Annotated in this window: 6 protein-coding genes; all 6 read right to left on the bottom strand. The window is 40.3% G+C overall.

Features of this window, described 5'->3' with window-relative positions:
- Positions 1–15 precede the first annotated feature (15 nt).
- Positions 16–2,469: an outer membrane beta-barrel protein gene (locus tag AC5JBY_RS17315; RefSeq protein ID WP_495905884.1), complete on the bottom strand. Its 2,454-nt coding sequence runs from the start codon at positions 2,467–2,469 to the stop codon at positions 16–18.
- A gap of 25 nt (positions 2,470–2,494) precedes the next feature.
- Positions 2,495–3,466 (bottom strand): 2,3-diaminopropionate biosynthesis protein SbnB, encoded by a 972-nt coding sequence (locus AC5JBY_RS17310; protein WP_495905883.1) that lies wholly within the window; start codon positions 3,464–3,466, stop codon positions 2,495–2,497.
- Positions 3,466–4,437 (bottom strand): pyridoxal-phosphate dependent enzyme, encoded by a 972-nt coding sequence (locus AC5JBY_RS17305; RefSeq protein WP_495905882.1) that lies wholly within the window; start codon positions 4,435–4,437, stop codon positions 3,466–3,468. The genes AC5JBY_RS17310 and AC5JBY_RS17305 overlap by 1 nt, the downstream gene beginning before the upstream one ends.
- Before the next feature lie 30 nt (positions 4,438–4,467).
- On the bottom strand, positions 4,468–7,944 hold the full coding sequence (locus tag AC5JBY_RS17300; protein WP_495905881.1) for an AMP-binding protein: 3,477 nt from the start codon (positions 7,942–7,944) through the stop codon (positions 4,468–4,470).
- Between the two features lie 29 nt (positions 7,945–7,973).
- Positions 7,974–23,186 carry an amino acid adenylation domain-containing protein gene (locus tag AC5JBY_RS17295; RefSeq protein ID WP_495905880.1) on the bottom strand — a complete coding sequence of 5,071 codons (15,213 nt, stop codon included), beginning with the start codon at positions 23,184–23,186 and terminating at the stop codon, positions 7,974–7,976.
- 9 nt (positions 23,187–23,195) lie between these two features.
- On the bottom strand, positions 23,196–24,772 hold a 1,577-nt coding region (locus AC5JBY_RS17290; RefSeq protein ID WP_495905879.1), incomplete at its 5' end, for a condensation domain-containing protein.

Below are 24,772 nucleotides of genomic sequence, written 5' to 3'. Positions count from 1 at the left end.
AGAGCACGGAGATTGTCAATCTGTTTTGATCCTGTTTTCTTCGTCAACACTTTGTCGCTGGCGATTGACCTTATCTTTGGAGCCAAAGTTGTAGCTAAATGATATATTCACTACCCTGCTATCAAAATAGTTTTTGAAGCTGGCTCTTGTTTTTGGAATGAAATTTATGGTGCCTTTGGGTTGCCAGGTATAGAAAATGTCCGTAAAATTAAGCCTGATGCTTCCTTTGCCTTTCAGGATTTTCTTGCCGCCCCCCATCTGTACAAACAACAGTGGATCGTTAAGGAACTGTCCCTGGATATTTTTAGTATTGTAATTAACACTCATACTTACATTCCATTGTTTGCCTAAATCGAATTGATTATCCAGATAGACTCTCCAATAGGTGCGATTGATGTCTATGGGGATATTGCTTATCACTGCATCGAAACGGGTATTGGCTACTTCTGTATAAAAGTTAGTGATCAACCATCTTACTGGTTGCCAATAAGCACTAAGGTTAACTCCGACTGTAACTCTTTTGCCAATGTTGCCGAAAGTACTAATGAAAATGTTGCCATCTTGCCTGATGACTTCATCCCTTATGTCTTTTGTTGTATTGTAAAATACTGTCGTAGTTAGCGTGTTGTTGTAAATGTGTGATAATTCCACTTTGTCACTGAATTGTGGACGTAAATAGGGGTTTCCGGCAAAATAAGTAAACCTGTCAACTATGGTAATAAAAGGATTCATATCCTGATAATATGGCCTGTCAATTCTTCTGCCGTAAGAAAAGGAGAGTTGGTGTTTGCTTGAAGAATCCAGTTTGTAGAGCATATAGATTGTTGGGAATAGGTTGCTGTAGTTTCTTTTAAAAGAAGAATCAGGACGCTGTATGTTCCCTGTCTGGTCTCCTTTGCTAATAGTGTTTTCAAAACGCAAACCTGTCTGAAAAGTAAACTGTTTTAGGGTTTTATTAAAGTTAATATATGCGGCGTTGATATACTCTTCGTATTTAAACTGATTACTACGATTATAATCCGGAATCGGTATGTTGTTTTTTATGTTGAAAAAACTTGCTATGTTATCCGAATTTACATAGCTAAACTTAAAACCTCCATCCAGCGATGTTTCATTTTCCATGATAATGCTGTTGTCTGCTTTAAATGAGTAGATATTGATCTTGCTTGGCAGATTGGCTATTATTTCTTCCGGCTCACCTGGCGGCTTGTTGGGATAGTAGGTTGTATTCATAAAGAACTGATCGTTCTTGTAATCATAACCAATATAATCAAGGTTAAGGTTCAAGGATGAACCTTTTTCATCCCAAGTATGTGAGTAATTTATATTAAGACCAGGGTTTTTAGATTTGCTGTCCTGTAGGTTGTTAGCCAGTACTGTTGAGTCTATTTGTCTTTCTGCATTCATTAAATAGTTGGAGTTGTATATGTCTTGTTCGAATGGGCTGACATTGTAATTGAATACCAGTCCTAAGACATTTTTTTTATTTAGGAAATAATCGAAACCGGTGCGCAAATTCCATGCTTCTCTTTTTAGCCTAAACTTAGAATCCTGCTCAAAAATAGACTCAATAGATTGGTCGCTTTTTTCGAATTGTCGGGCAATGTTTATCTTTCGGTAATTACGATTGGCGATATAACTTATATTAAGGAAAGTATTTATTTTACCTTGTTTATAACTAAGGTTCAAGCTATTGGTATTTTTCCAATAGATGCCCTGTCCGTAACTGGTAGAAAAACTTCCGGTCCATCCCTGACCCTTGCTTCTTTTGGTGCGGATATTTATGATGCCAGCCGTACCTTCTGCTTCATAGCGGGCGGGTGGATTGGTCATTAACTCTATCTTCGAAATAGTACTTGCTGGGATAGATTTAAGATAACTGGCTAATTCATCACCGGACAGATTGACTGGCTTATCATCAATATAAACCTGCACGCCCGCTTTACTTTTCAAAAGTAGATTCTCATTCTGGTCTACTGTTACGCCTGGTGCGTTTTTCAATGCATCCAGGGCTGTTACTCCTGCGTTGGCCAAATTTTCCTCAACATTGACGATAGTACGATCTATTCTCTGTTCAATATATCTCTTCCGCGAAGTTACTACTACTTCCTGCATCTTATCTCCTGATGGATTTAATGTCTGGTTGATGACAACGATCCGGTTATTATTATCAATAATGATGCTGTCTATCCGGTAAGTGTCATAGCCAGTATAGCTGATGGTGATGGAAAAAATGCCATTCTTGAGGCCGGAAAAAAGAAAATAACCGGTACTGTCAGTCGATTTTACCTGCAAAGGTTCTGAAGCAATGGTGAATAGGGAAATAGTAGCTCCAATTAGCGCTCCTCCTTTTTGTGAGTTTATTTTGCCCTCTATTTTGCCTTCTGACTGTGCATTGGAAATAAAAGAAAAGAATAATAAAAATGAAAATAATATGGGATACGATAAGTACTTGGAGCTTATTTGCATAGGAGAAAGGCTGGTTGTTTTTATGCTAATCTGGTAATTCAATGTTTATTCCTACAGACTTGGCCTGTTCAACATAGTGAGTTGCCACTGCTATATCGAAAATAGCCATTCCCATAGGGCTGAACATGATGCTTTGATTCAAAGTTAAGGAAATGTCATGTATACACGAATTATTAATTTCCCATACATTTTCTTTTTGAAGGATGCCATGTTTGTAGGCCAGTTCTATATCTGTATGCTCTCGGCATACTTCTTCCCAATTATCTACAATATGCTGATCAATAGTTTGCATAAAACTATCTGCAAAATCTCTTAGTGATACATTTAAGTAGATATTTCCTTTTTTGGCAGGCGCAGAAATATATCTCTCTTTAGATACTGTGCAGGTTATAAAAATATCGGTATTGTTGTGTACTGCTTCCCATGACCCTGTCAGCACAATTTTTACTTTATCATTATAGCGCTGTATAGTCAATGGGTCAATGGGAGCCAGATCATATATTAAAACAGTTTCAATACGCGTTCCGAATATCTCTAATAACATGTCAAGATGTAATTGTCCTATTGGCCCAAATCCAATTATGCCAACGTTAAATGTTGACATCTTACTTTGAGTATTATTGAGCAATGCATCTAATATGTAACAGGATACACCACTTGTCCTGATTCCACTGATCAGAGCTGTGTTAATAATGGCTACGGGAATCCCGGTTTCTGCATCATTCAATATTGTCACAGAGTTCGCCCTGGCCTTACCCATGGCAATGTTCCCGGGAAAACTAGCGATCCATTTAATACCTGACATATTAAATCTTCCTCCTATGTAGGCTGGCATGGCAATGATACGGTTTGCCGGATTCTTATAGCGTAGATACGGCTTGATTGGTTGACTAAAATCATTGTTGCTTAGAAGATCGATGGCGTTTTCAATTACGTTTTTAATATCCAGCCAGTTAATTCCGATCTGCTTAATGTGCTCACTGTTTAGGTAAATCATTATTGGTCTTTTAGTATTTTTTCTTTGATCCAGTTGTCTGAAAAAATAGTGTCGAGATACGAGTCTCCGCTGTCGGGAGAAATAAATACAGCATTGTCATAGGTGTGGCAATGATATTTCAGGTAGTTCCTTGCTGCTATATATGCAGCACCGGAAGATGCTCCGGAGAAAATGGCATGTCGGTTGAGCAACTCATGTGCGCCGTTTATAATATCAAGATGGGATAAAATGATAACATCATCTATCAACGCATTATCCATTAATGGGGAACGCATGCTGGCGCCGATACCAGAGAGATGCCTGAATTTTTTATTATCGGAGAATATCATTGAACCTTCAATGTCTACTGCTATGATCTTTATTTTAGGGAATAGTTGCTTTAGCCTGGTAGACAGTCCAATTATTGTACCTCCGGAACTGACACTGATAAATGCATAATCAAGTCTTGTAAAACTGCTGCCTATCTCATTGCCCAATGTGTGGTAGTAAGAGAGATAATTGTCCGGATTTTGATATTGATTGGGATTATAGGCGTTGCTGTTGGCGGTAAGGAATTCTTTTACAACTTTTATTCTGTTTAATAGAAACCCACCTGTTTCATCTCTGTCTTTCACTTTGATCACATCATGAGCAACGAAACGTAGGAGCTGCTCTTTTTGCATTGAAATTGCGGGATCTATCACAGCAATGAATTTAATGCCCAGCAATTTGCAGATATTTGCGAGCGCTATACCGAAATTCCCTGAGGTGGATTCAATCACTATACTATTATAATCGATAATTTTATTGGTGAGGGCATTTTGCAGTATGTAAAAAGCAGGTCTGTCCTTAATGCTCCCGAAAGGATTATGGCATTCCAGCTTTGCAAACAAATTGCAGTACTCAAAGTCTAGTTTTACAAGGGGAGTATGTCCAATACGAGCACTGATAAACTCGAGCTTGTTGCCTATTGTTTTTTTAGAGGAGATCATTTCTGATAAGTTAAGGTTAATGGTATTATTTTATGGTTCAGCGGGCTTATTAAAAGGTTGCTGAATGATTGAGGCGAGGAGCTTACCGTTGCGCTTCTCTAACATGCTGAAGTGATCACCTGGTGAATAAGCAATTAGCCCTGAAGGGGCAAATATGTCCCATCCTGTTGCCATATCTTCAGATTTGCTGTCTTGGGCCATGATCAATAATGCAGGAAGCTGGATCAGGTCGGTTGGATGATAATGCATATTACGATTGGTAAACTCGAGTTTGAATAGTCTGCATGCTGATTGTAGTTGTTCAGTGTCTATATCAAAAGGGGATATTTTATCTTCAATAAACTTCCAGGCATCTTCAATAGCGCTAATGGATTCTATTTCATGCGGAGGGATGATTAATGCATTTCCAGAAAGTGTTGTGATTGCTTCTGATATCATCCAGGAACTGAGCGCTGATTTAGATTCCTTGTTAAATAACTCTATGGACGTGTCTATAATTACTATTTGCTCAACTTCAAGTTCCAGCTTGATTAGTTGTCTTACAATTTCATAAGCTACTATTCCTCCAAACGAATGACCTATGAGGCGGTATGGACCGGATGATTGTTTGCTTCTGATATACCCTACAATAAAATGGGCAATTTTTTCTATAGTAGTAGGTAACAGATCTTCACCAGGTAAAATCCCAAAGTATTGAACGCCAAATACCGGCTGGTCATTACCAAGTGATGCTCCAAGGTCTGAGTAAAATTCGCTTCTGCCCCGGATGCCGGGGATGATAAATATAGGTGTGCCTGTACCTTTTGTATTGAATTCAATGATGTGAGAATTTTGTTTGGTCGATTTTCCTTCCTTATTGCGCAAGTATTCTGCCAATTCAGTAATGGTAGGATGCTTGAATAATTCGCTTATTTCAATATCCAGAGTTTCCTTTTTTGCATACGCACCAAATTGGATTGCATTGATTGAATCTCCACCTAGCTCGAAGAAATTGTCAGTGATGCTGATTGCTTCAGTTTTTAGGATTTTTTTCCAGATGGTAAGTAGTTGCCTTTGCGTTTCATTTACTGGTGGTTCATAATTTCTTTCGTAGGATGATTTGGCAGTACGGTTGGTTGGTCGTGGCAATGCCTGGCGGTCGATTTTGGCGTGTTTGTTCAATGGGAAACTTGGAAGGGAAACAAAGTAATCAGGAACCATATAGCCTGGTAGTTGTTGTTCAAGCTGTGTCCTTATCTCAATTTCACTGATATTACCATGAGCCTGGTAATAAGCACAAAGTGAAAGTGTTTCTTCCTGTTGAATTGCCGTTACTACAGCTTCCTCTACGTATGGAAGCGACTTCAATTCACTTTCGATTTCGAAAAGACTGATACGATGTCCTCTAATCTTTACTTGATCATCGACGCGGCCGAGAAATTCAAGGTTGCCATCCTCCCTTACCCTTGCATAATCCCCGGTTCTATATATTTTTTGGCCAGGTGTAAAAGGGTCTGGCATAAAATTTTGGTCTGTTAGTTGCTGATCGTTTAAATAACCTCTTGCCAACCCATCGCCAAATACATACAGTTCTCCGGGTAGTCCGGGTGATTGAAGTCCGCCTTTTTCATCTACTATGTATACGCCGGAATTAGAGAAAGGTTTGCCTATTGGCACCTGAAGCAAATCTCCTTCTGCATGAAATATTGTAGATACAACAGCGTTTTCTGTTGGACCATAAGCATTCAGTATTTTTACGGCAGGGGCTATCGCTTTGATTTTATTCACTGCCCTGGCCGATAAAACTGATCCTCCTATCACTACTTTCTCTGGTATCTGAAATAGCGGCGGACATACATCTGCATATTCGTGGAATAAAGGGGTTATTAATAGCAGAATGGATATTTTGTTCTTTTCAACATACGGTTTTAATTTGTTTATGTCTAGTAGCAATTCTGTAGAAATGATGCAAAGAGTTGCCCCATTCAGTAATGATGAGAATATCTCCATCGTTGATGGATCGAACGATAATTCCACCGTTTGTGACCACACATCGCCTGAATGAGTTAAAATATGCTTTGCATTGACGGCTGTTCTTACGATGGCTCGATGTTCAATCATTACTCCTTTGGGAACCCCTGTGGTTCCCGAGGTGAATATTACATTGGACAAGGCCGAAGGTTTTATTGTTAGTGGCGAAAAGTCAGCAGAGAATTTTTCGATTATAGACCGGTCGAATTGCCATTTGTTTTTGCCATCTCCTTTCCTTGGTTGAATAGATTTGTCAATAAAGAGTAACACATCATACCTGAACTCTGTAAGTTCATTACTGATACTATATCTTTTTCTTGAAATTTGAACATCGGCAATCCCGGCTATGTCAAATCGTAGATCTTCCCAGAAGCCAGTCGGTACGAAAAGTTCCTGCTGGAAACTCATCTTGGACTTGGCTGCAGGGTTCCTGCTCTTATAGTCCTGTACTGATTTGATCAACTCTTCTCTTTTTGCTAGATCCATAACATCTCCAATAAATATCTGCCCTTTATCTTTCAATAAAGTGATGGATAAGTTAATGATATGCCGTAGATAGTTTAAACCATTGAATGCTTGAATAACACTATTGATGATCACAAGGTCAAGACCGCTTTCTCCAATTGTCAAAATATTTTCAGCTTCAACACATCTCAGTTTTATATTTTTAAAGGCTTTAGTCCGGCATATTTCTTTATTATAGTCTATGATAGACTTTGATAAGTCCGTTCCTATGTATTCGTTCACTTTTGCCGCGACTTTGTACATAGTCAATCCTGAAGCGCAACCGATCTCCAAAACTTTTGTGCCTGTATTGAGATATGGATCTAACTTAAATAATGTATTATCGCTGTACTCGTCCATTTCCTGAGGCGTAAATTTTTCTCCTGTGTAACTGCTATACCATCCCCCGGCAGCTATTTCATCTTCACTGGAACTGCCAATAAATTCCCATAGAGATTGATCCATCAGATCGTTTCTTTTCTCCTGGTCATCAAAAATAGTAGTGCTGTCAATATGCAATATCGAATGCAAAGCAGGGCAAAGCCATTGAATCTCTATATTACTTTTTGCAAACTCTGACGATGAGATTAGTATACAGGCTGCTGCCTCATTTAAGATATACCTGATCCGCTCAGTGGGCGTGTCGGTATGAATAGGCAGATAGGCTGCGCCGGCTTTTAAGATGCCCATAATGCAAACAATCGCATCGCAGGATTTTTTAAGACGAATGGCTACAATCGATTCAGGGACTACCTGTTGATGCAGCAGCCAGTTGGCCAACTTATTGGAAGATATGTCCAGCTCTCTGTAGGACATATTAACTTCTTGATCTATGATCGCTGTTTTGTTAGGGTATTTTGTTACCATTTCATGGAAAATATCCACAATGCTTTTATCTCTTGGATATGCTGTGGCAGTTTCGTTCAGCCGGTCAAAAAATGAACGGTTATCTTTTTTTTGAAAATTTCCGAGGGATATATCCGCCAATTTCATAGTTCAGCTCTTATTTAAAAGTTTACCTTTTAATGATTTGTCACACTTTCTATAATTTGTAAGAGAAAATGCTGTAGCTTGTCGATCGTGTTTTCGGAAAATAAGTCTGCATTGTACTCCAGCCTGATATGGATGTCTTTGCCCCGGTTTGATGCAAATAATGTCAGATCAAACTTAGCAATTGGGAACTTTACATCCATTTCGTATAATCGTTGCTCTGTTGTGGCGTCATGTTTTAGGAATTGTTCTTCTTTGTCATGGAATACAATGTCTTCATAGGTTGCATAATCAAACATTACATTGAGTGGCATTTGTTCAGTGCGTTGTTTGATCGTTTTTTCTACCAATAGATCAAATGGATAGTCTACATATTCGAGCGCTCTTGATAGGCTGACGCTGGCTTTGTTCACCAATTCCTCAAAAGTTATATCCTCTTCGAGGTCTATAGCGATGACAAGGATATTGACAAAGAATCCAATCAGATTTTCAATGTCGGCATTAGTTCGATTCGAATGGCCGATACCCAAACTTATCGTTCTTTGATTACCTAGTTTATGTAGAAAAACAATGTAAATAGCCAGTATCACATTGGAGATATTGGAATTCAGTTTTCGGGCGATGCCCCATAATGCTGTTGTGTGTGCTGTGCTCAATTCAAGAACACTGGTTTTTCCGCGAAAACTGATCTGATTGATGTTTAGTGTGTCGTAAGGAAGATTGACCTTCTGTATTTTTCCTTGCAAACTATCGATATAAGCGCTTACCTGAAGAGAGTTGAGTTTGTTAAGCTGCCAGTAAGTATAGTCTTTGTACTGGATCTGTAACGGAGAAAGTGAAGGTATTTCATTTCGCGAATAAGCAAGATATATCTTGGTCAGGTCATCTATCAATATTCTTGCCGACCAGCCATCACAAATAATATGATGTAATGTTAGTAGCAAGATATGCTTTTGCTCAGACAATCTTATCGATTTCGATCTGATCAATGCTCCGCCTTCTAATTGGAAAGGCATAATGGCATACTGATCAGCCATCGATTTGCTAAGTATTTCTTTAGCAGGATCGTTCTCAAGTTTTACTATTTCGAGGTTAAAACCTAATTCTTGAGTGGTGTTGATTCTTTGTCTGGGAATGCCATCTATTGTGATGAAAGTAGTACGAAGACTTTCATGCCTGTCGAGGAGTGCATCCAATGAGTTTTTTAGAATCTCAATATTCAACTCGCCCTCTATAACAAAGGCATACGGCATATTATAAGAGTAACCCTTTGTGTCGAGGCTGCAATGGATCCATATTCTTTTTTGAGCATTGGATATTTCATAATACGACCTTTCTGCTATTTTAGTAATTGGATTGTACCCAACTTTCTCTTTTGAGGTTATAACAGCAGTCAGCTCAAGGATCGTTGGATACTTGAAAAGCTCTTGCAGGGATACCTCTACGTGGAGTATTTTATGAATGCGGGAGGTTAATTGCATTGCTTTAAGCGAGTGGCCTCCTATAGTGAAGAAGTTTTCATTGATGCCAATTCGATCCAACCCCAAAACCCGCCTCCAGATTTCCGTTATCTGCTTTTCCAATTCTGTACGTGGTGCTACGTAGCCTGCTTTCGGGATAGAAACGTCTGGTTTAGGTAGCGAACGTTTATCTACTTTACCATTAGAAGTAAGTTGTATATTGTCAAGTTCCATAAGCACTGCCGGTATCATATAGTCGGGTAGCTTGCTCCGTAATTGGTCCAACACTGTTGAGCGATCGTATGTTGCCAGCGGTACTATATAACCTATCAGGCGTATGCTTCCTGTGCCATCGGTATCGGCAATTACAACACACTGCCCTACTCCATGACACGATTGCAAAGCGCTTTCTACTTCTCCTGGTTCTATTCGATATCCTCTGATTTTTACTTGTTCATCGCGGCGTCCGAGGAACTCTATATTGCCGTCCGCTAACCACCGGCTCCTATCGCCTGTTTTGTAGAGCCGGGCGCCCGGTTTTTGGGTGAAACTATCTGGAATGAACTTTTCAGCTGATAGCTCCGGCAGGTTTTGGTATCCCTTTGCTACAGAGATTCCTCCTATATATAATTCTCCTGGTACTCCTATGGGGCAGGGTTGTTGATTTTTATCGAGAATATATAGTTGTGTATTGCTGATAGGACGCCCAATAGGTGGCAATTGGCGATAGAGATAATCTTCTGATTGTATCCTGTATGAGGAGACCACATGAGCTTCTGTCGGTCCATATTGATTGATTAATGTTGCCCCTGTAGTTTCGGTAAGTAACCTGATTTCAGGAGTTAGCTTCAGTTGTTCGCCTGCTGTAATGATCGATTTAAGAGTCTGCGGATAATATCCTGTTTCACTGCAATATTCGGCTACACCCTGTAACACAATATAAGGAACAAATAGATGAGTGACTGCGGTCTGGTTGACCTTGGCTACCAGCTTACCAAAGTCTTTTCTGTCATTGTCAGTGATAAGTTCAAGGGTGCTTCCTGTGCTAAGGGCGGTAAAGATCTCCTGAAAGCTTACATCAAAATTGATGCTGGCAAATTGCAGTATCCGGTTATTGGAAGAAGTAAACTCCTGTCTTTGCCATTGCAGTAGGTTGACAAGTGCTGCATTTGACATTCGTACACCTTTAGGTTTACCGGTAGTTCCTGATGTGTAAATTATGTAACAAATATCGTCAGGGTGTCGTGTGTATTTTATCCGGCCTTTAGATTGTGTAGATAATTCTATGTCTTTGTATGGGTTTATTTCTATTATGTTTTCAGGCAGATATTTTATGCTTCCATCAGTTAATATAATGCCAGCATCGACATCACTGAGTATATATTGTATCCTTTCATCAGGATAGCTGATGTCGATAGGCACATATGCTGCACCGGACTTTAATATACCTATAATGCTTGTGAGCATTATTATAGACCGATCCATATAGACCGGTACCAGGGTTCCTACGCCAATCCCCTTAGTGTGGAGGTAATGTGCAAGCTGATTACTTTTTTCTTCTAATTCCCTGTAGTTGATGTGAGTGTCATTAAGTGTCACCGCAATAGCATCAGGAGTCATTGCCGCTTGCTCTTCAAACAGGTCTGCTACTGTTGCTACAATGCCATGATTGGTATATGTGTTGTTAAATTCCTTTACTACCTGTTGCTTTTCTCTGGCGTTTAATAAGCGAAGAGCTGATATCTTTTGATTACGATTTGCTACGATATTGTTTAGTAACTCCTCATAATGCTGTCCCATTCGTTCAATGCTGGCCTGCTCAAATAGGTCAGTTGAGTACTCAATTTCAAAATATAGCTGTTCCCTTCCTTCTATGGCCATGACATTAAGATCGAACTTGGAAGTCCCGTTTTGGTTTCCTTCAAAATGTAATGCCAGTTGCCCAAGTTGTAACTCCGGAGCATTAGGAATATTCTGAAGTACAAACATCACTTGAAATAGTGGAGAACGACTCAGGTCTCGTTCTATGCCTACAGCATCTACTATCTTTTCAAATGGAGCATCCTGGTGCTCATAAGCTTCGAGTAGATTGTCTTTTACCTGTTTGAGCAATTCCTTGAAGGATAATTCACTCTTTATTTCACTGCGGACCACGAGTGTATTGACAAAAAAACCTACCAGTGATTCTGTTTCCTGTTGGCGTCTGTTGGCAATAGGTGTACCTATGGCGATATCCTCGGAATCGCTATAATGGTATAGTAGTATCTTAAATGCGCTAAGCAGGGTCATATAGAGTGTGACCCCTTCTTGAATGCTGAGCTCTTTAAGGGCCTTGGATAGTTCTTTATTCAGCGCCATGCCAATACTATTACCTTTGCCGCTCTGCACAGCAGGTCGAAGATGGTCGAGTGGCAGATCGAGGGGCTGGATGGCTTCAAGCTTATTTTTCCAATACTGCAGCTGTTGCTCTAGTGCCGCTCCTTCCAGGAAAGTGCGCTGCCAGATGGCATAGTCGCTATATTGCACTTCGAGTTCAGGCAAAGTTGGTTGTCTCTCTTCACTGCCGGCGGCATACAGTTCTACAAGTTCCTTTACAAGTATCGCTAAGCTCCAACCATCAGCAGCGATGTGGTGCATGACCGCAATGAGGATGTATTCCTCTGAAGAAAGTTCCAACAGTTCAACTCGTAGCATGTAGTCTGTCGAAAGATCAAAGGGACTACTGGTGCTTTGTGTAATGTAATGATTGATGGCTGTCTCAGTACTATTTTTGAAGGGTTTTACAGTCAATGTCCACTGGGCTGCAGTTTTGATCTGTTGAAAACATGTGCCATCCTGATCGACCAGGACGGTTCTGAGTACTTCGTGCCTGGCTACGATGGTGCGTAAACTTTGTTCAAGAACGTCAACTCGAATCTTTCCTTTCAGCCTCATTACTGTCGGCATATGGTATTGTATGCTGCCCTGCAGACGATCGATGAACCACAAGCGTTCCTGGCTGAACGATACAGGTAATAGATCGCCGGGTCGTTTGGTGACTGCTATCACGCCTGGCAATATGGCTTTAGGTGTTTTTGTGGTCAGGTAGGAAGCCAGTACTTCAATGGTAGGATACAAGAATAAGTCTCTGACTTCTGCTTCCATGCTCAGACGGCGACGGATGAGTGACAATACCCGTGTGGCAAGCAACGAATGTCCTCCCAACGCAAAGAAGTTGTCTTTAATACCTATACGCTCCAGTCTAAGCAATTCGCCCCATATTTCGGCTAATTGCTTTTCCAGTTCTGATCGTGGTGCTGCATAGCCGGGTTTCAATGAGATATCTGGCTTTGGAAGCGCACGTTTATCTGTTTTGCCATTCGCGGTGAGAGGAATGCTATCCAGCTCCAGGAGAACTGTCGGGATCATATAATCCGGCAATCGGCTGCGTAACTGATCATATACTGTTGAATGATCATAATCTGCCAAGGGCACCAAATAGCCAATCAGCCTTTTACTTCCTGAACCATTATCGTCTGCAATAACTACACACTGACTTATCCCATCACAGGATTGCAGCGCATTTTCCACTTCTCCCAATTCGATACGAAACCCTCTTATCTTTACTTGGTCATCATAGCGACCCAGGAATTCTACATTTCCGTCCGGATGCCAGCGCGCTATATCTCCTGTTTTGTAAAGGAGGGTTTTGTCATGGGCACTAAATAAATTACTAATAAAGCGTTCTTTAGTCAGTTCCGGGCGATTTAGATATCCACGTGATATGCCATCACCGCCAATATGTAATTCACCTGCAATGCCTATAGGGCATAATCCGCCATGCGTATCTAATATGTATAACTGTGTATTGCTTACTGGACGACCAATTGGTATAAGTTCATCCTCTTCCCTAAATCTGTAATAGCTACTATAAGTAGTCGCTTCTGTTGGGCCGTAGAGGTTGCGTACTTCTATTCTTTTATAATCGATTTTTTCTTTGAGAGGATAAGGGATCGGTTCTCCTGCAATATTTAATATTGTAATAGAACTCAGATCGATGCCATCCCTCAAAAGCATGTCAACTACAGAAGGTACCGTATTGAGTAAGTGCCTATCTGTGTTGTCGGCAGTTGATGACAGCTGTTCTTTTATAGCTAATGCGGACTCCAGTATTTTTATACATTTACCTGTCGATAGCGTATAAAAAAACTCGTATATCGATAAGTCAAAGCATATTGAAGTAACGGCTAGTAAACTATCAAATTTGTTCGCATCGAACTCGTTTCGTGCCCAACTGATGAATGCCATTGCATTGCTATGTGTAATCTCCACGCCCTTCGGTTGGCCCGTTGATCCAGATGTGTAGATCACATACGCAACATCCTTTGGGTTTGACTGGTTGAGAGGTGTATTGTCTACTGAGGCTGAAAGGCAATCTTCCATAGTAACAATAGTTGCTGCTCTTTCCTGTATAGACTGTGTATTTTTTGAATCGCACACTACAATGGCTGATTGACTGTCTGATAACATGTAGTTTATCCGTTCTGTAGGATAAGCAGGATCTATTGGGACGTATGACGCTCCTGTTTTCAATATACCCAGTATAGCTATTATCATGTTTGCTGAACGGTTCAGCATAATACCCACTTTTATTCCCGAAGCGACACCATGTTTTTTTGTAAGGTAATGTGCCAAATGAGTGCTTTGATCACTCAGTTTCTTGTAGTTTAAGACTTCTGGACCGGCTATGACTGCTATATTGTTGGGTGTAACAATTGCCTGATTCTCGAAGAGATCGATGACTGTTTGGCTTTTATCGTAATACAGCTCAGTTTTATTGAATTCATACAATATTTTGTTTCGTTCTGCTTCAGTAAGCAATGAAAGCGACCATAATGGCTGATGACGATCTTTTGTTACTGCTTTCAATAATTGTTCGTAATGGTTAAGTAACCGTTCCATTGTTGATCGTTTAAACAAGTCGGTAGCATACTCCAAATTCAGCAATAGCTCGTCTTCCCATTCGCTTATTGTAATATCTATTTCAAACTTAACCCACTCGTTATCAAAGTTTTCCCATTTCAGTTCTACGCCCTGTAGCTCTAGCGAAGCATTTTCGTCTATAGATGCGTTGGTTTGATAAGTGAACATTACTTGGAATAAAGGAGACCTGCTCAGGTCACGTTCTGTACCCACTGTATCTACTACTTTTTCGAACGGTGCATCTTGATGCTCATATGCCTCCAGTAATGTTGCCTTTAGCTGTCTGAGCAACTCTTGGAAGGATAACTCACCTTTCAATTCGCTGCGGACTACAAGTGTATTGACAAAGAATCCTACGAGAGATTCAGTCTCCTGTTGACGTCTATTGGCAATGGAAGTGCCTACGGCAATATCCTCAGACCCGCTATATCGATAGAGGAGTGCCTTGAAGGCGCTGAGCAACACCATGTAAAGGGTAGCCCCTTCCTGTGTGCTGAGCTCCCTGAGTCCTTTTACAAGCCCCTTGTCTAGGGCCTTCGAGATACTGGCTCCTTTTCCGCTCTGCAGGGCAGGCCTTGCATGATCGAGTGGCAGATTAAGTGGCTGAATACCTTCCAGCTTATTTTTCCAGTACAGTAACTGTTGTTGCAATACAGCTCCTTCTAGGTAGGTGCGCTGCCAGATGGCATAATCACTGTATTGGACTTCCAGCTCAGGTAATCCTGGCTCTCCGACTGTGATACCTGCACTGTATATTGCAGACAGCTCTTTTATCAATATAGGCAGACTCCATCCATCGGAAGCAATGTGATGCATGATCACAATAAGGATGTATTCTTGGCTGGATATTTTCAGTAGTTCAGCTCTTAGCATGTAGTCGGCCGACAGATTAAAGGGGCGGCTGATATTTTGTGCAATGTATTGTCTGATGGCAGTATCATCGCTATCTTCAAAAGCAACGATAGGAAGCATCCATTGTTCTTGATTTTTGACCTGTTGATAACAAACTCCATGCTGTTCAATCAGCACAGTCCTGAGTACTTCATGCCTGGTGATGATGGTGCGTAGCCCCTGCTCAAGCATTTGTACGTTTATATTACCTTTCAATCGCATCACAGCTGGCATATGGTACTGCACACTCCCCTGTAGCCGGTCGATGAACCACAGTCGTTCCTGACTAAAGGATACAGGCAGCAGGCCACCCGGTCGTTTGGGCACTGCTACTACGGGTGGCAACAATGCTACCGGTGCTTTCGCGGTCAGATATTGGGCCAGCTCTTCAACGGTAGGATATAAGAACAGGTCCTTTACCCCTGCTTCGATGCTTAGGCGTCGTCGGATGACTGATAATACTCTTGTGGCAAGCAGGGAGTGTCCGCCGAGCTCAAAGAAGTTATCCTGAATGCCAACGCGTTCAACTTTCAATAACTCACTCCATATTTCTATAAGTACTTTTTCCAGCTCAGTTCGCGGCGCTATGTATCCTTTTCTTCCCCACTGGTCCTGTTGCTGCTGTCTTGCGAACAGCTTTCTATTGGCTTTTCCATTGGAGGTAAGCGGCACAGCTCCTATGATCACGTATTGGTAAGGAACCATATACTCCGGGAGTTTTTGCAAAAGTGCATTTCGAAACAGTTCCTGCAATGCAGTACTGATGTCTCGCAATAATGGACGATTACTGAGCTTTTGATTGGCAAACGCCTGGGCAGTTGTAATCCGTGCCACAACAGGCCCCTGTTGTGTGGGATGTTTTTCAAGGAGGATATCAACAAGCAATGGATCTTGGTTGAGGAACCAGCGGCAGGAATATCCGAGTGCTGCTGCCTGATGAAGGAGTTGACTGACGCCGGTATTATCCTGTTCGGTGGCTTGGAGTTGTTGCTGTATTTCTGGTAGAGAAGTGTGAGCAGCGTGCAGCATGCTGCTGAGTTTTGCTTCCCTAAATAGCCGTGGATTAGGGACTTCCTGCATAGCAATCTGTTGTTGTCCCTGCTGTAAATAACGAAGCAGTCTGGCTGCATCCCACTGCTGCCAGTCAGGCATATGAATAGGTAGGGTATTACCTATATGAAGGGTAACAGTATATCTGTAACGGGATAGTTCATTATCATAGTCTGCCTGTTTCCATTCAAGCTCTGCGTAGCTGATTTCTGGTATGGTATCTGTGAGGGATATAAAATAAAGCGGGTCTATGCATAGTTCTTCTTCCCGTAGGAGTTCTTGCTCCACCTTCCACATGAAGTCTTCTGTAGTTGTAAGTGCCTGTTTGTCCAGTAGTAATCTTGTTTTGAACCACCTGAGTGACCTGTAATCCCGTACGTCGCCTATGATAATACGGCCGCCATTGTGGTCAAGTAATCGTTGGACACATTGCGAGATGACCTGAGACAGATAGGTAAGCCCCGGGAAATACTGTACAACGGAGTTGATGAGGATGGTATCAACAGGCCCTGTATCAATATCTGCAACCAGATGAGCGGGATAGCAATATAGTTTTGTGAGTGGCTGGTGTACTCCTGTTTGTTTTATTGCCTGTCTGAGCTGATTGATGGAAACGTTTGAAAGATCGGTACCTGTGTAGGACTGAATATGTGGGGCAAGAGGGAAGTAGAGTAATCCTGTACCGCTACCTATCTCAAGAATATGTTGTGGTTGATATGATAATATTTTTTGCACAATATCGTGCTGCCACTGTCTCATATCTGCTGCCGGTATTGGTAATCCGGTAAAGCTGTCATTCCATATACCTATATTAAACTGAATATTTTCTGCATCAAAAGTGTCTTCATATTTTCTATCGTAAACTTCCAGCCAGCTTTCTATTTGCTTTGTATACAATATTTTTTCCTGGCTGCTCAGATAAAGTTCGTCGGTCACGCAATAAGCAGTCAGCCTGTTTTCGCCTGCAACTACACAACAATCTTGCACGCCTTCTACCTCCTGTAAAGCGCTTTCTACTTCATTCAATTCAATACGGTAACCGCGGATTTTTACTTGGTCGTCGAGTCGGCCTAAAAACTCTATGTTGCCGTCAGCCTGCCACCTTGCTCTGTCTCCTGTTTTGTATAGCCGATTTCCTTCTTTACTGTCAAAGGGATTTATTACAAAACGTTCTGCTGTCAGTTCTGGTCGATTCAGATATCCTCTGGCCAATTGGACTCCTCCGATATACAATTCACCACTTACGCCAACCGGACACGGCGAAAGTTGCGCATCAAGGATGTAGAGTTGTGTATTTCCAATAGGAGTTCCAATGGAAACATTCTTGCCTGCAGTATGTTGAAGTGCCGGATAATGAGTAACTATTATAGCTGCCTCTGTAGGACCGTACATATTATGTAAACGGGTGTGCGGTAGTTTACTTTTAAAGGCAGTTACGTGCGATGGAAGTAGTGCTTCTCCAATACAAATAACATGTTTCAATAAATTGATCTCTCCGGTATTGATATCTTTCAAAAAAACTTCGAGCATGGATGGTGCAAAGTGGACCATGGTGACCGAATACCGGTTAATGATCTCCTTCAAGTAAAAACTGTCTTTATGTTTTTCTGGCTCAGTTATTACCAGTTTGGCGCCTGTTAATAAAGGCCAGATCAATTCCATTACTGACACGTCGAAACAGAAAGTGGTCTTTTGCAACACAGTATCTTGCGCTCCCAACTTATATAATTGTTGTGACCATTGTAGACAGTTTACAACGGCTCTATGCTCCAGTAAAACACCTTTAGGTTTTCCTGTAGATCCGGATGTGTACAATACATAACAAAGGTCTCCGGCGTCAGCAAGTTTATCCGGATCCGTTACTGGGTGGTGTGATATTGTTTCCCATGCTGTAGCTATATTGATGCATTCAATTTCATCCGGGATTCCTTTTGCACTGCTATCGATGATTATAAATTTTGCGTCGATATCTTCTAAAATAAAGCGTACGCGATCTGCCGGATAATCCGGATCAATAGGTACATATGCCCCCCCTGATTTAAGAACGCCGAAAATGCTAATTATTAGTTCAAGTGACCGTTCCATGCATAGTGCAACTAAACTGTTTCGGGTAACTCCTTTATTTCTGAGATAATGTGCTATTTGGTTACTCTTTTCATGTACTTCGTAGTAGCTCAATTGCTGTTGCTTAAATATCAGTGCAATTCCCCTTGGCGTACTACTAACTTGTTTTGCAAATAAGTCGACTATGGTTTGATCTTCTTCAATGTCAAAAGATGTATTGTTGAAGTCAATCAGAATCTGCTTCTTTTCGCTATCATTAAGGATATTATTTAAAGGGAGATTGCCTGCCAGTAACCGTAATATTTGACAGTAGTAGTTGAAAAGTCGTGTTAGGTCGTCGGTAGAAAAAAAAGCAGAGTTATAGGCGATTGTTACTTCTTCCTGCCCCTTTGTACCATTTACATTAAAGTCGAAGAACGTATTCGTACGGAAATAGCCCTCAATAATACCATGCTGTGGCCTCGATTCTTCGTGCACACTTTCATAAACATAATAGTCTATGTAGTTATATATGACGTCAAAGAAAGGATTGAATGCACTCTTTTCAAGCTGCGTAATATTGCATATTTCAGATAATGAAAGGCGGTCGAAGGATTTTAATTCGGTTGAGTTCTTGGCAGTCGTTAGAATTAACTCTTCAGCTGTAATATTGTCGGGTATTGAAATCCTAAATGGCACTGTGTTCAGGAAACATCCTACCAGTTTTTCACCATCTTCAATTTGTGGTCTTGTATTGGTAACGAGTCCGATAGTAAGGTCGTTGGTGTTAGTTGTAAATTTTATAAGATATAGGAACGCAGAAAGATAAATTTCCTTTACTGATGTATTTAATCTTCTTGATAGTTCTGTGATACTACTTACTAGTGATCTGTCGAGTCTTTCAAAGAATAGCTTATCTTCTTTGCCTTTAAAGTTCTCGATGCTTTTTTGGAGCGGAAGCTGGGTGCGCTGAAAGTTGTCAAGCGTTTTTCTCCAATATGCCTTTATTTCTGGATTAATCCTTGCCAGATATTGATCAACGATCAGGTCCTTATAGGTGTTTTTTAGTGGTTGAACTCCAAGTCCTGGGTTTTTCTTTGTTCCGTAATATACTTGAGTAAGCTCTGTCATCAATAATGCATTGCTAAGGCCGTCGAGGATAGCATGATGAAACATCCAAAAAAATCCATAACTATTGGAGGATAGTTTTATGATCTTGGCTCGCCATAGCCCGGGTTTTTTAAAATCAAACGGTTTGTCTCTAAGCTGTAGTGAATGCCGAAAGAGAAACTCTTGTTGCCTCGCAGACTCCCATTCCGAAAGATCATTGTATTCAATAGAGGTATCGATGTCTCGCATAACTACCTGAGCCGGGACTTCGAATTCATCCAATAGAAAGCAGGTTCTTAAAATTTCATGTTTGTCTACAAGTAATCGAAGTGCATTTCTGAATAATGGTAACTCGAACGAGTCATCTTCAAACTGGTAAAAAAACTGGTCGATATAATAATGTTGTTCCGGAAATGAAACACTATAAAAGACCATGCCTTTCTCAATGTCACTCATGGGGTAAAAATCCTCCCACCCTACGGGTAATCTGCTTGCCTGAACCGCATTTGTTAGTATTGCTTCTTTCCATTCTTCAAGATATGCGTATGCACTTTCTAACTGCTCATTTCTCTTATTGTCTTCCAGCCTTGATTCTAATGCATAAGCAAGTTGAGCGATAGTTGGATACAAGAATATGTCTTGAATCTCTACTGCCAGGTCTATTTTTTTTCTGATCTTATTAACGACCGGAATGGCTTTTAGTGAGTCCCCGCCAATAAGAAAAAAATTTTCGGATAAGCTGACATTGCCCGACGCAAGCACTTCTTGAAAAATATTTTTTAAGTTTTTTTGTAATTCACTAATAGATGTACCGGTTTCTGCAGTAGATATTTCTGTTCGATTTATTGGAGATAATGACTTGATATCTATTTTTCCGTTTTCAGTAAGTGGTATATTCTTCAATTGAATAAAAAAAGAAGGAATCATATAAACTGGTAGCGACGATTCAAGTTGTGTGCGCAATTCAATAGGTGAAAAGGCTCTTGTTCCTACAAAATAAGAGACAATCTGTTGTATGCTTTCATCAACCTTTGCTACAGCTATTTCAATCCCTTCAATTTTCATTAACTGACTTTCTATCTCTCCCAATTCAATCCTATAGCCATTGATTTTAACCTGGTGATCTATTCGTCCGAAGAAGTAAATATTGCCATCTGGATGATAACTCCCGATATCGCCTGTTTTGTACATTTTTCTTGAAGGAATATATGGATCAGGCAGAAAACTGGCCTTGGTTTGTACTTCATTTCCCAGGTAGCCTCTTCCTACTCCATCCCCTGAAACATAAATCTCCCCTTTTATTCCAGGAGGGCAAAGATGACCTATCGGGTCTATTATATATATACATGTATTCTGAATTGGATGGCCGATGGGTAGCAGATCTTCAACTGGTGAGGCAGCCATAATGTGATGTGTAATGTCATCAGAGGCTTCTGTCGGTCCATAAGCATTCACCACATAGATTTTATCAAAGGTCTTGTAGAACCTTTTTACAAGCTCACCTTTTAGCTCTTCTCCTGTTACAATAAGGTATTTGAGTGAAATTTCAGGCCGCTCCTGCAGTTGCTGTATGACCTGCAATAACATGGATAAATAAGAAGGAACTACTTCAAGGATTGTGGTTTTGTGTCTGGTCAACAGTTCGATAAAGCGTTCTGGTTGAAGAATATCTTTTCTGGGATAAACAACAGTCGATCCTCCTACCAATAAAGCTGCAAGGAATTGCCAGATTGATATATCAAAAGTGTGTGTAGCATTTTGAGCGATAATACTATTTTTATCAAGGTGCAACTCGTTTATTTTGGCATACAGGTGATTCAGCATTCCTTTATGCTCGATCATAGCTCCTTTGGGGGCGCCCGTAGAACCAGAAGTATATATTACATAGGCAAGATCACATGGATTGATTGAAATGTAGTGGAGAGGCTGCCCGTCAGATAAATGCTCAGACTGTAATGCTTGCAGGTCAAAGATTGTAATTTGACTATTACTTTCCCTATAGGACTGCGCATCCAGACCAGCAATTACCAGCACACTTGCTTTCGAGTTTTCCAGTATTCCTTGTATCCTTTTGACTGGATAGGCTGTGTCTAATGGTAAATAGGCGGCGCCAACTTTCCAGATTGCCAGCAGCAATGCTAACATATCGTCAGAACGTTCCATTAATACTGCAACAATATCTTCTTTTTTTACTGCTGCTTGTTGCAAATGCCTGGCAAATCTGTCAGATTTTATATTAAGCTCTGAATAGGTTAATGCACGATTCTCAAATACGACTGCGGTTTTATACGGCTGAACTTGGACATTTTTTTGAAATATTTCTATTATTGATCCGCTGGATTGCTCGATATATCCTGTTCGGCTAAACTTTTTTAATAAGCCGTTTTTCTGATCTTTAGTTAGTAACTCTAAGTCGTCGATTCGATTTATAGTTGTCTCATCTAACTGATCTATGATCTGGTTGAAATGGCTACTGACCGATTCGATGAACCATTTCTCGTAGGAGTTGATATTGAAGTCCAATGCTATTGCGATCGTATTGCCTGGGAATACTTCAATAGTAAGGTCGTATTGAGTGCTTTCTACGCCTTGTACATCTGATATCAATACAGAGGATTGATCACGCTCTGCCGTTGCTTGCGGTTCTTGATCAAGAGGGTAATTGTTGAAAATGAATATATGATCGAACAGGTCTCGCTTAAGTGCCGACTGCGATTGTACTTCTGCCAGCGAGCAATATTGGTATTCCTCAGATTGAATATTCTGATGTTTAATGATCTGTACCAGGTCTTTCCAGGTAGTTTGCTGATTGTATTGGATTCTTATTGGCAACGTGTTAATGAACAACCCTATCATTCTTTCTATTTCCGCGATTTGTGGGGGACGCCCGGATACCACGATTCCAAACACGACCTCCCTTACTCCATTGTATTTACTTAAAAGAATTGACCAGATACATTGGATGATCATATTCAACGTAGCTTTAGAGGAAATTGCAAGCGAGTGAAGCTTTCTGGTCCGTTCAGGAGATATTCTAAAAAGATGTCGCTTTATTTCAATGCCCGATTGTATGCTTGCCGCGGAGCTCTTCTTTGGCAGTCCACTGCTTTGAGTATACCCTGATAAGTTTTCCTTCCAATAAGCAAGCCCTTTATTCCGATCGTAGGTCTCAAGCCAATTTATATAATCACTATATGGTCGGGCAGGAGGTAAATGAGTAACATTGCCGTTTAGTAGATTTGTATATATCTTGCTGAACTCATCCCGCAGAATAGTCATACACCAACCATCCATCAGTATATGATGATAAGTCCAAATGAACTCGTAGCTATTATGAGCAAGTTGCAATACAGTTACCCTCATTAATACATCTCGGGTGAGGTCGAATATTTTATTTCGATCATTTTGTTTGTATTGTAATGCTGCTGCTTCTCCATTTGGATTGTTCGTTAGTTCGATGAATGTGAAGTCGCAATTTCTGTCTTTCAAAACCACCTGTAGTAATTTGTCAGACTTTTTATGTACAAAAACAGTTCTCAGAATATCATATCTTTTAAAAAGATGATCCAGGCTTCTTTTTACGATTGATATATCAAGCCTGCCTTGTACGCGGTAGGTAATTTGGACATGATAAGCTGTAGAATCCTTAAGAAACAAGGAGTGAAAAAATAAACCTTCCTGCATTGGGGAAAGCCTGTATATCTGTTGAATATTCTCTTTTGTTAGCATAAAAACTTTTTAATCAAACATTGAATCAAGATCTTCCATGGTCAAACCTTTGTAGTTGAAGTCGCTTGGGGTTAACTCCATGCTTATTTTTTCTATGCAATGCTGAATTATTCTTTCAAGATTTTGTTTCATGTCTTTAATTAATAAATCGATCTCTGTTTCTTCAAACTGCAAAGGGGAGTAAATAATGGCAATGTTTAATTGTTGCAGTACTGTCATGCCAACTATTTCCATGTCATATTTTCTTGGCCTTGCAAGGCTTTCTGTGTTACCTGTATAGTAATTAAATACTTCAAATAGGTGGCCGGAAACATCTGCGTCAAACTGACCAAGGTAATTAAAGCTAATGTTTGGATCGGGTAAGTTTAGTTTGTGTTCTTCCTCTGCTATATAATTAAGTAGGCCAAATCCGATTCCATTGTTTGGTATTGCGCGTAATTTTTCCTTCACTTCTTTTATCTGTCTGGATAGGTCTTCTGTGTATTGCATATCGAGTAAGGCTGGAAATATGGTCGTAAACCATCCAATTGTTCTGCTGATATTAGTAGTAGGTGTAATATTCTCTCTTCCATGTCCTTCCAATCCAATCAATACCTTCTGGGTTCCAAAGCAGTTACTAAGAGCGAGACCGAGGCCCGTGAGTAAGAGGTCGTTTATTTGTGTGTTGTATGCCTGATGAACAGAAGTGAGCAGTTGTTTTGTTTGATCCGATGATAATGTAAATGAAGTTGTTTTTGTCTGCTCCCTGGTGGTAGGTGTATTGTCTGCTTTGTTGATCTTGATATGCATGTTTTCTTGAATGTCCATCCAATATTTTTTCTCGTCTTGTAATTGTTTGCTTGTAGCATATTCAGATAGACGTTCGGCCCATAGCTTAAAGGATGCTGTTTTAGGAGGTAAAACAAGCTTAGCATGCTCAAGGGATAGTTTGTACAACCTGTCTATGTCTTCGAAAAGAATACGCCATGAAATACCGTCTATTACAAGATGGTGAATGACAATTAATAAAAAATCTCCGGCATTTGTGTGAAATAATCCCAGCTTCATCAGCGGACCTGTCTCTATGTTAATGCTTGCTTGGATTTTGCTGGCTTCAGATAATATACTGTCTGTATATTCTTCCTTATCTGATAGATTGATAGAGGTTAATGACAACTCAAGGTAAAGATCTTGGTTGGTTTGGATAATTGTTCTATCTCCTTGAGTAAATGTCATTCTTAATGCATCGTGATGAGTTTGTATGAATTCGAATACTTTTCTGATAATATTTTCATCAAATCCTTCTTTCCGGAAAAGCATCGCAGACTGATTGAAATGATGCCTGTCTATGTTGGTAAATTGAAAGAATTCTTTTTGGATTGGTGTTAATGGAATTGCGCCTGTTATTGTTGATTGATCAATATCAGTATGTGCCTGTTTGACCCTTGGGCTCAATTCTGCTATTGTGGCAAATTGAAGTATGTCTTTTACTTCTAGTTGCAACCCTTTATGATATAGCCGTGAAATGATTTGTATAGCTTTGATTGAATCGCCTCCTAGTTCGAAGAAGTTATCATTTATTCCTATTGTATCATTTTTAAGTAATT

The organism is Paraflavitalea sp. (assembly GCF_059502485.1).
The sequence above is the reverse complement of the archived record's forward strand: the minus strand, read 5'-3'. Positions and strand labels throughout refer to the sequence as shown.

Excerpts from the sequence above, each read along its gene's own strand:
- AC5JBY_RS17315 (WP_495905884.1), bottom strand. The coding sequence starts at position 2,469 with ATGCAAATAAGCTCCAAGTACTTATCGTATCCCATATTATTTTCATTT.
- AC5JBY_RS17310 (WP_495905883.1), bottom strand. The coding sequence starts at position 3,466 with ATGATTTACCTAAACAGTGAGCACATTAAGCAGATCGGAATTAACTGG.
- AC5JBY_RS17305 (WP_495905882.1), bottom strand. The coding sequence starts at position 4,437 with ATGATCTCCTCTAAAAAAACAATAGGCAACAAGCTCGAGTTTATCAGT.
- AC5JBY_RS17300 (WP_495905881.1), bottom strand. The coding sequence starts at position 7,944 with ATGAAATTGGCGGATATATCCCTCGGAAATTTTCAAAAAAAAGATAAC.
- AC5JBY_RS17295 (WP_495905880.1), bottom strand. The coding sequence starts at position 23,186 with ATGCTAACAAAAGAGAATATTCAACAGATATACAGGCTTTCCCCAATG.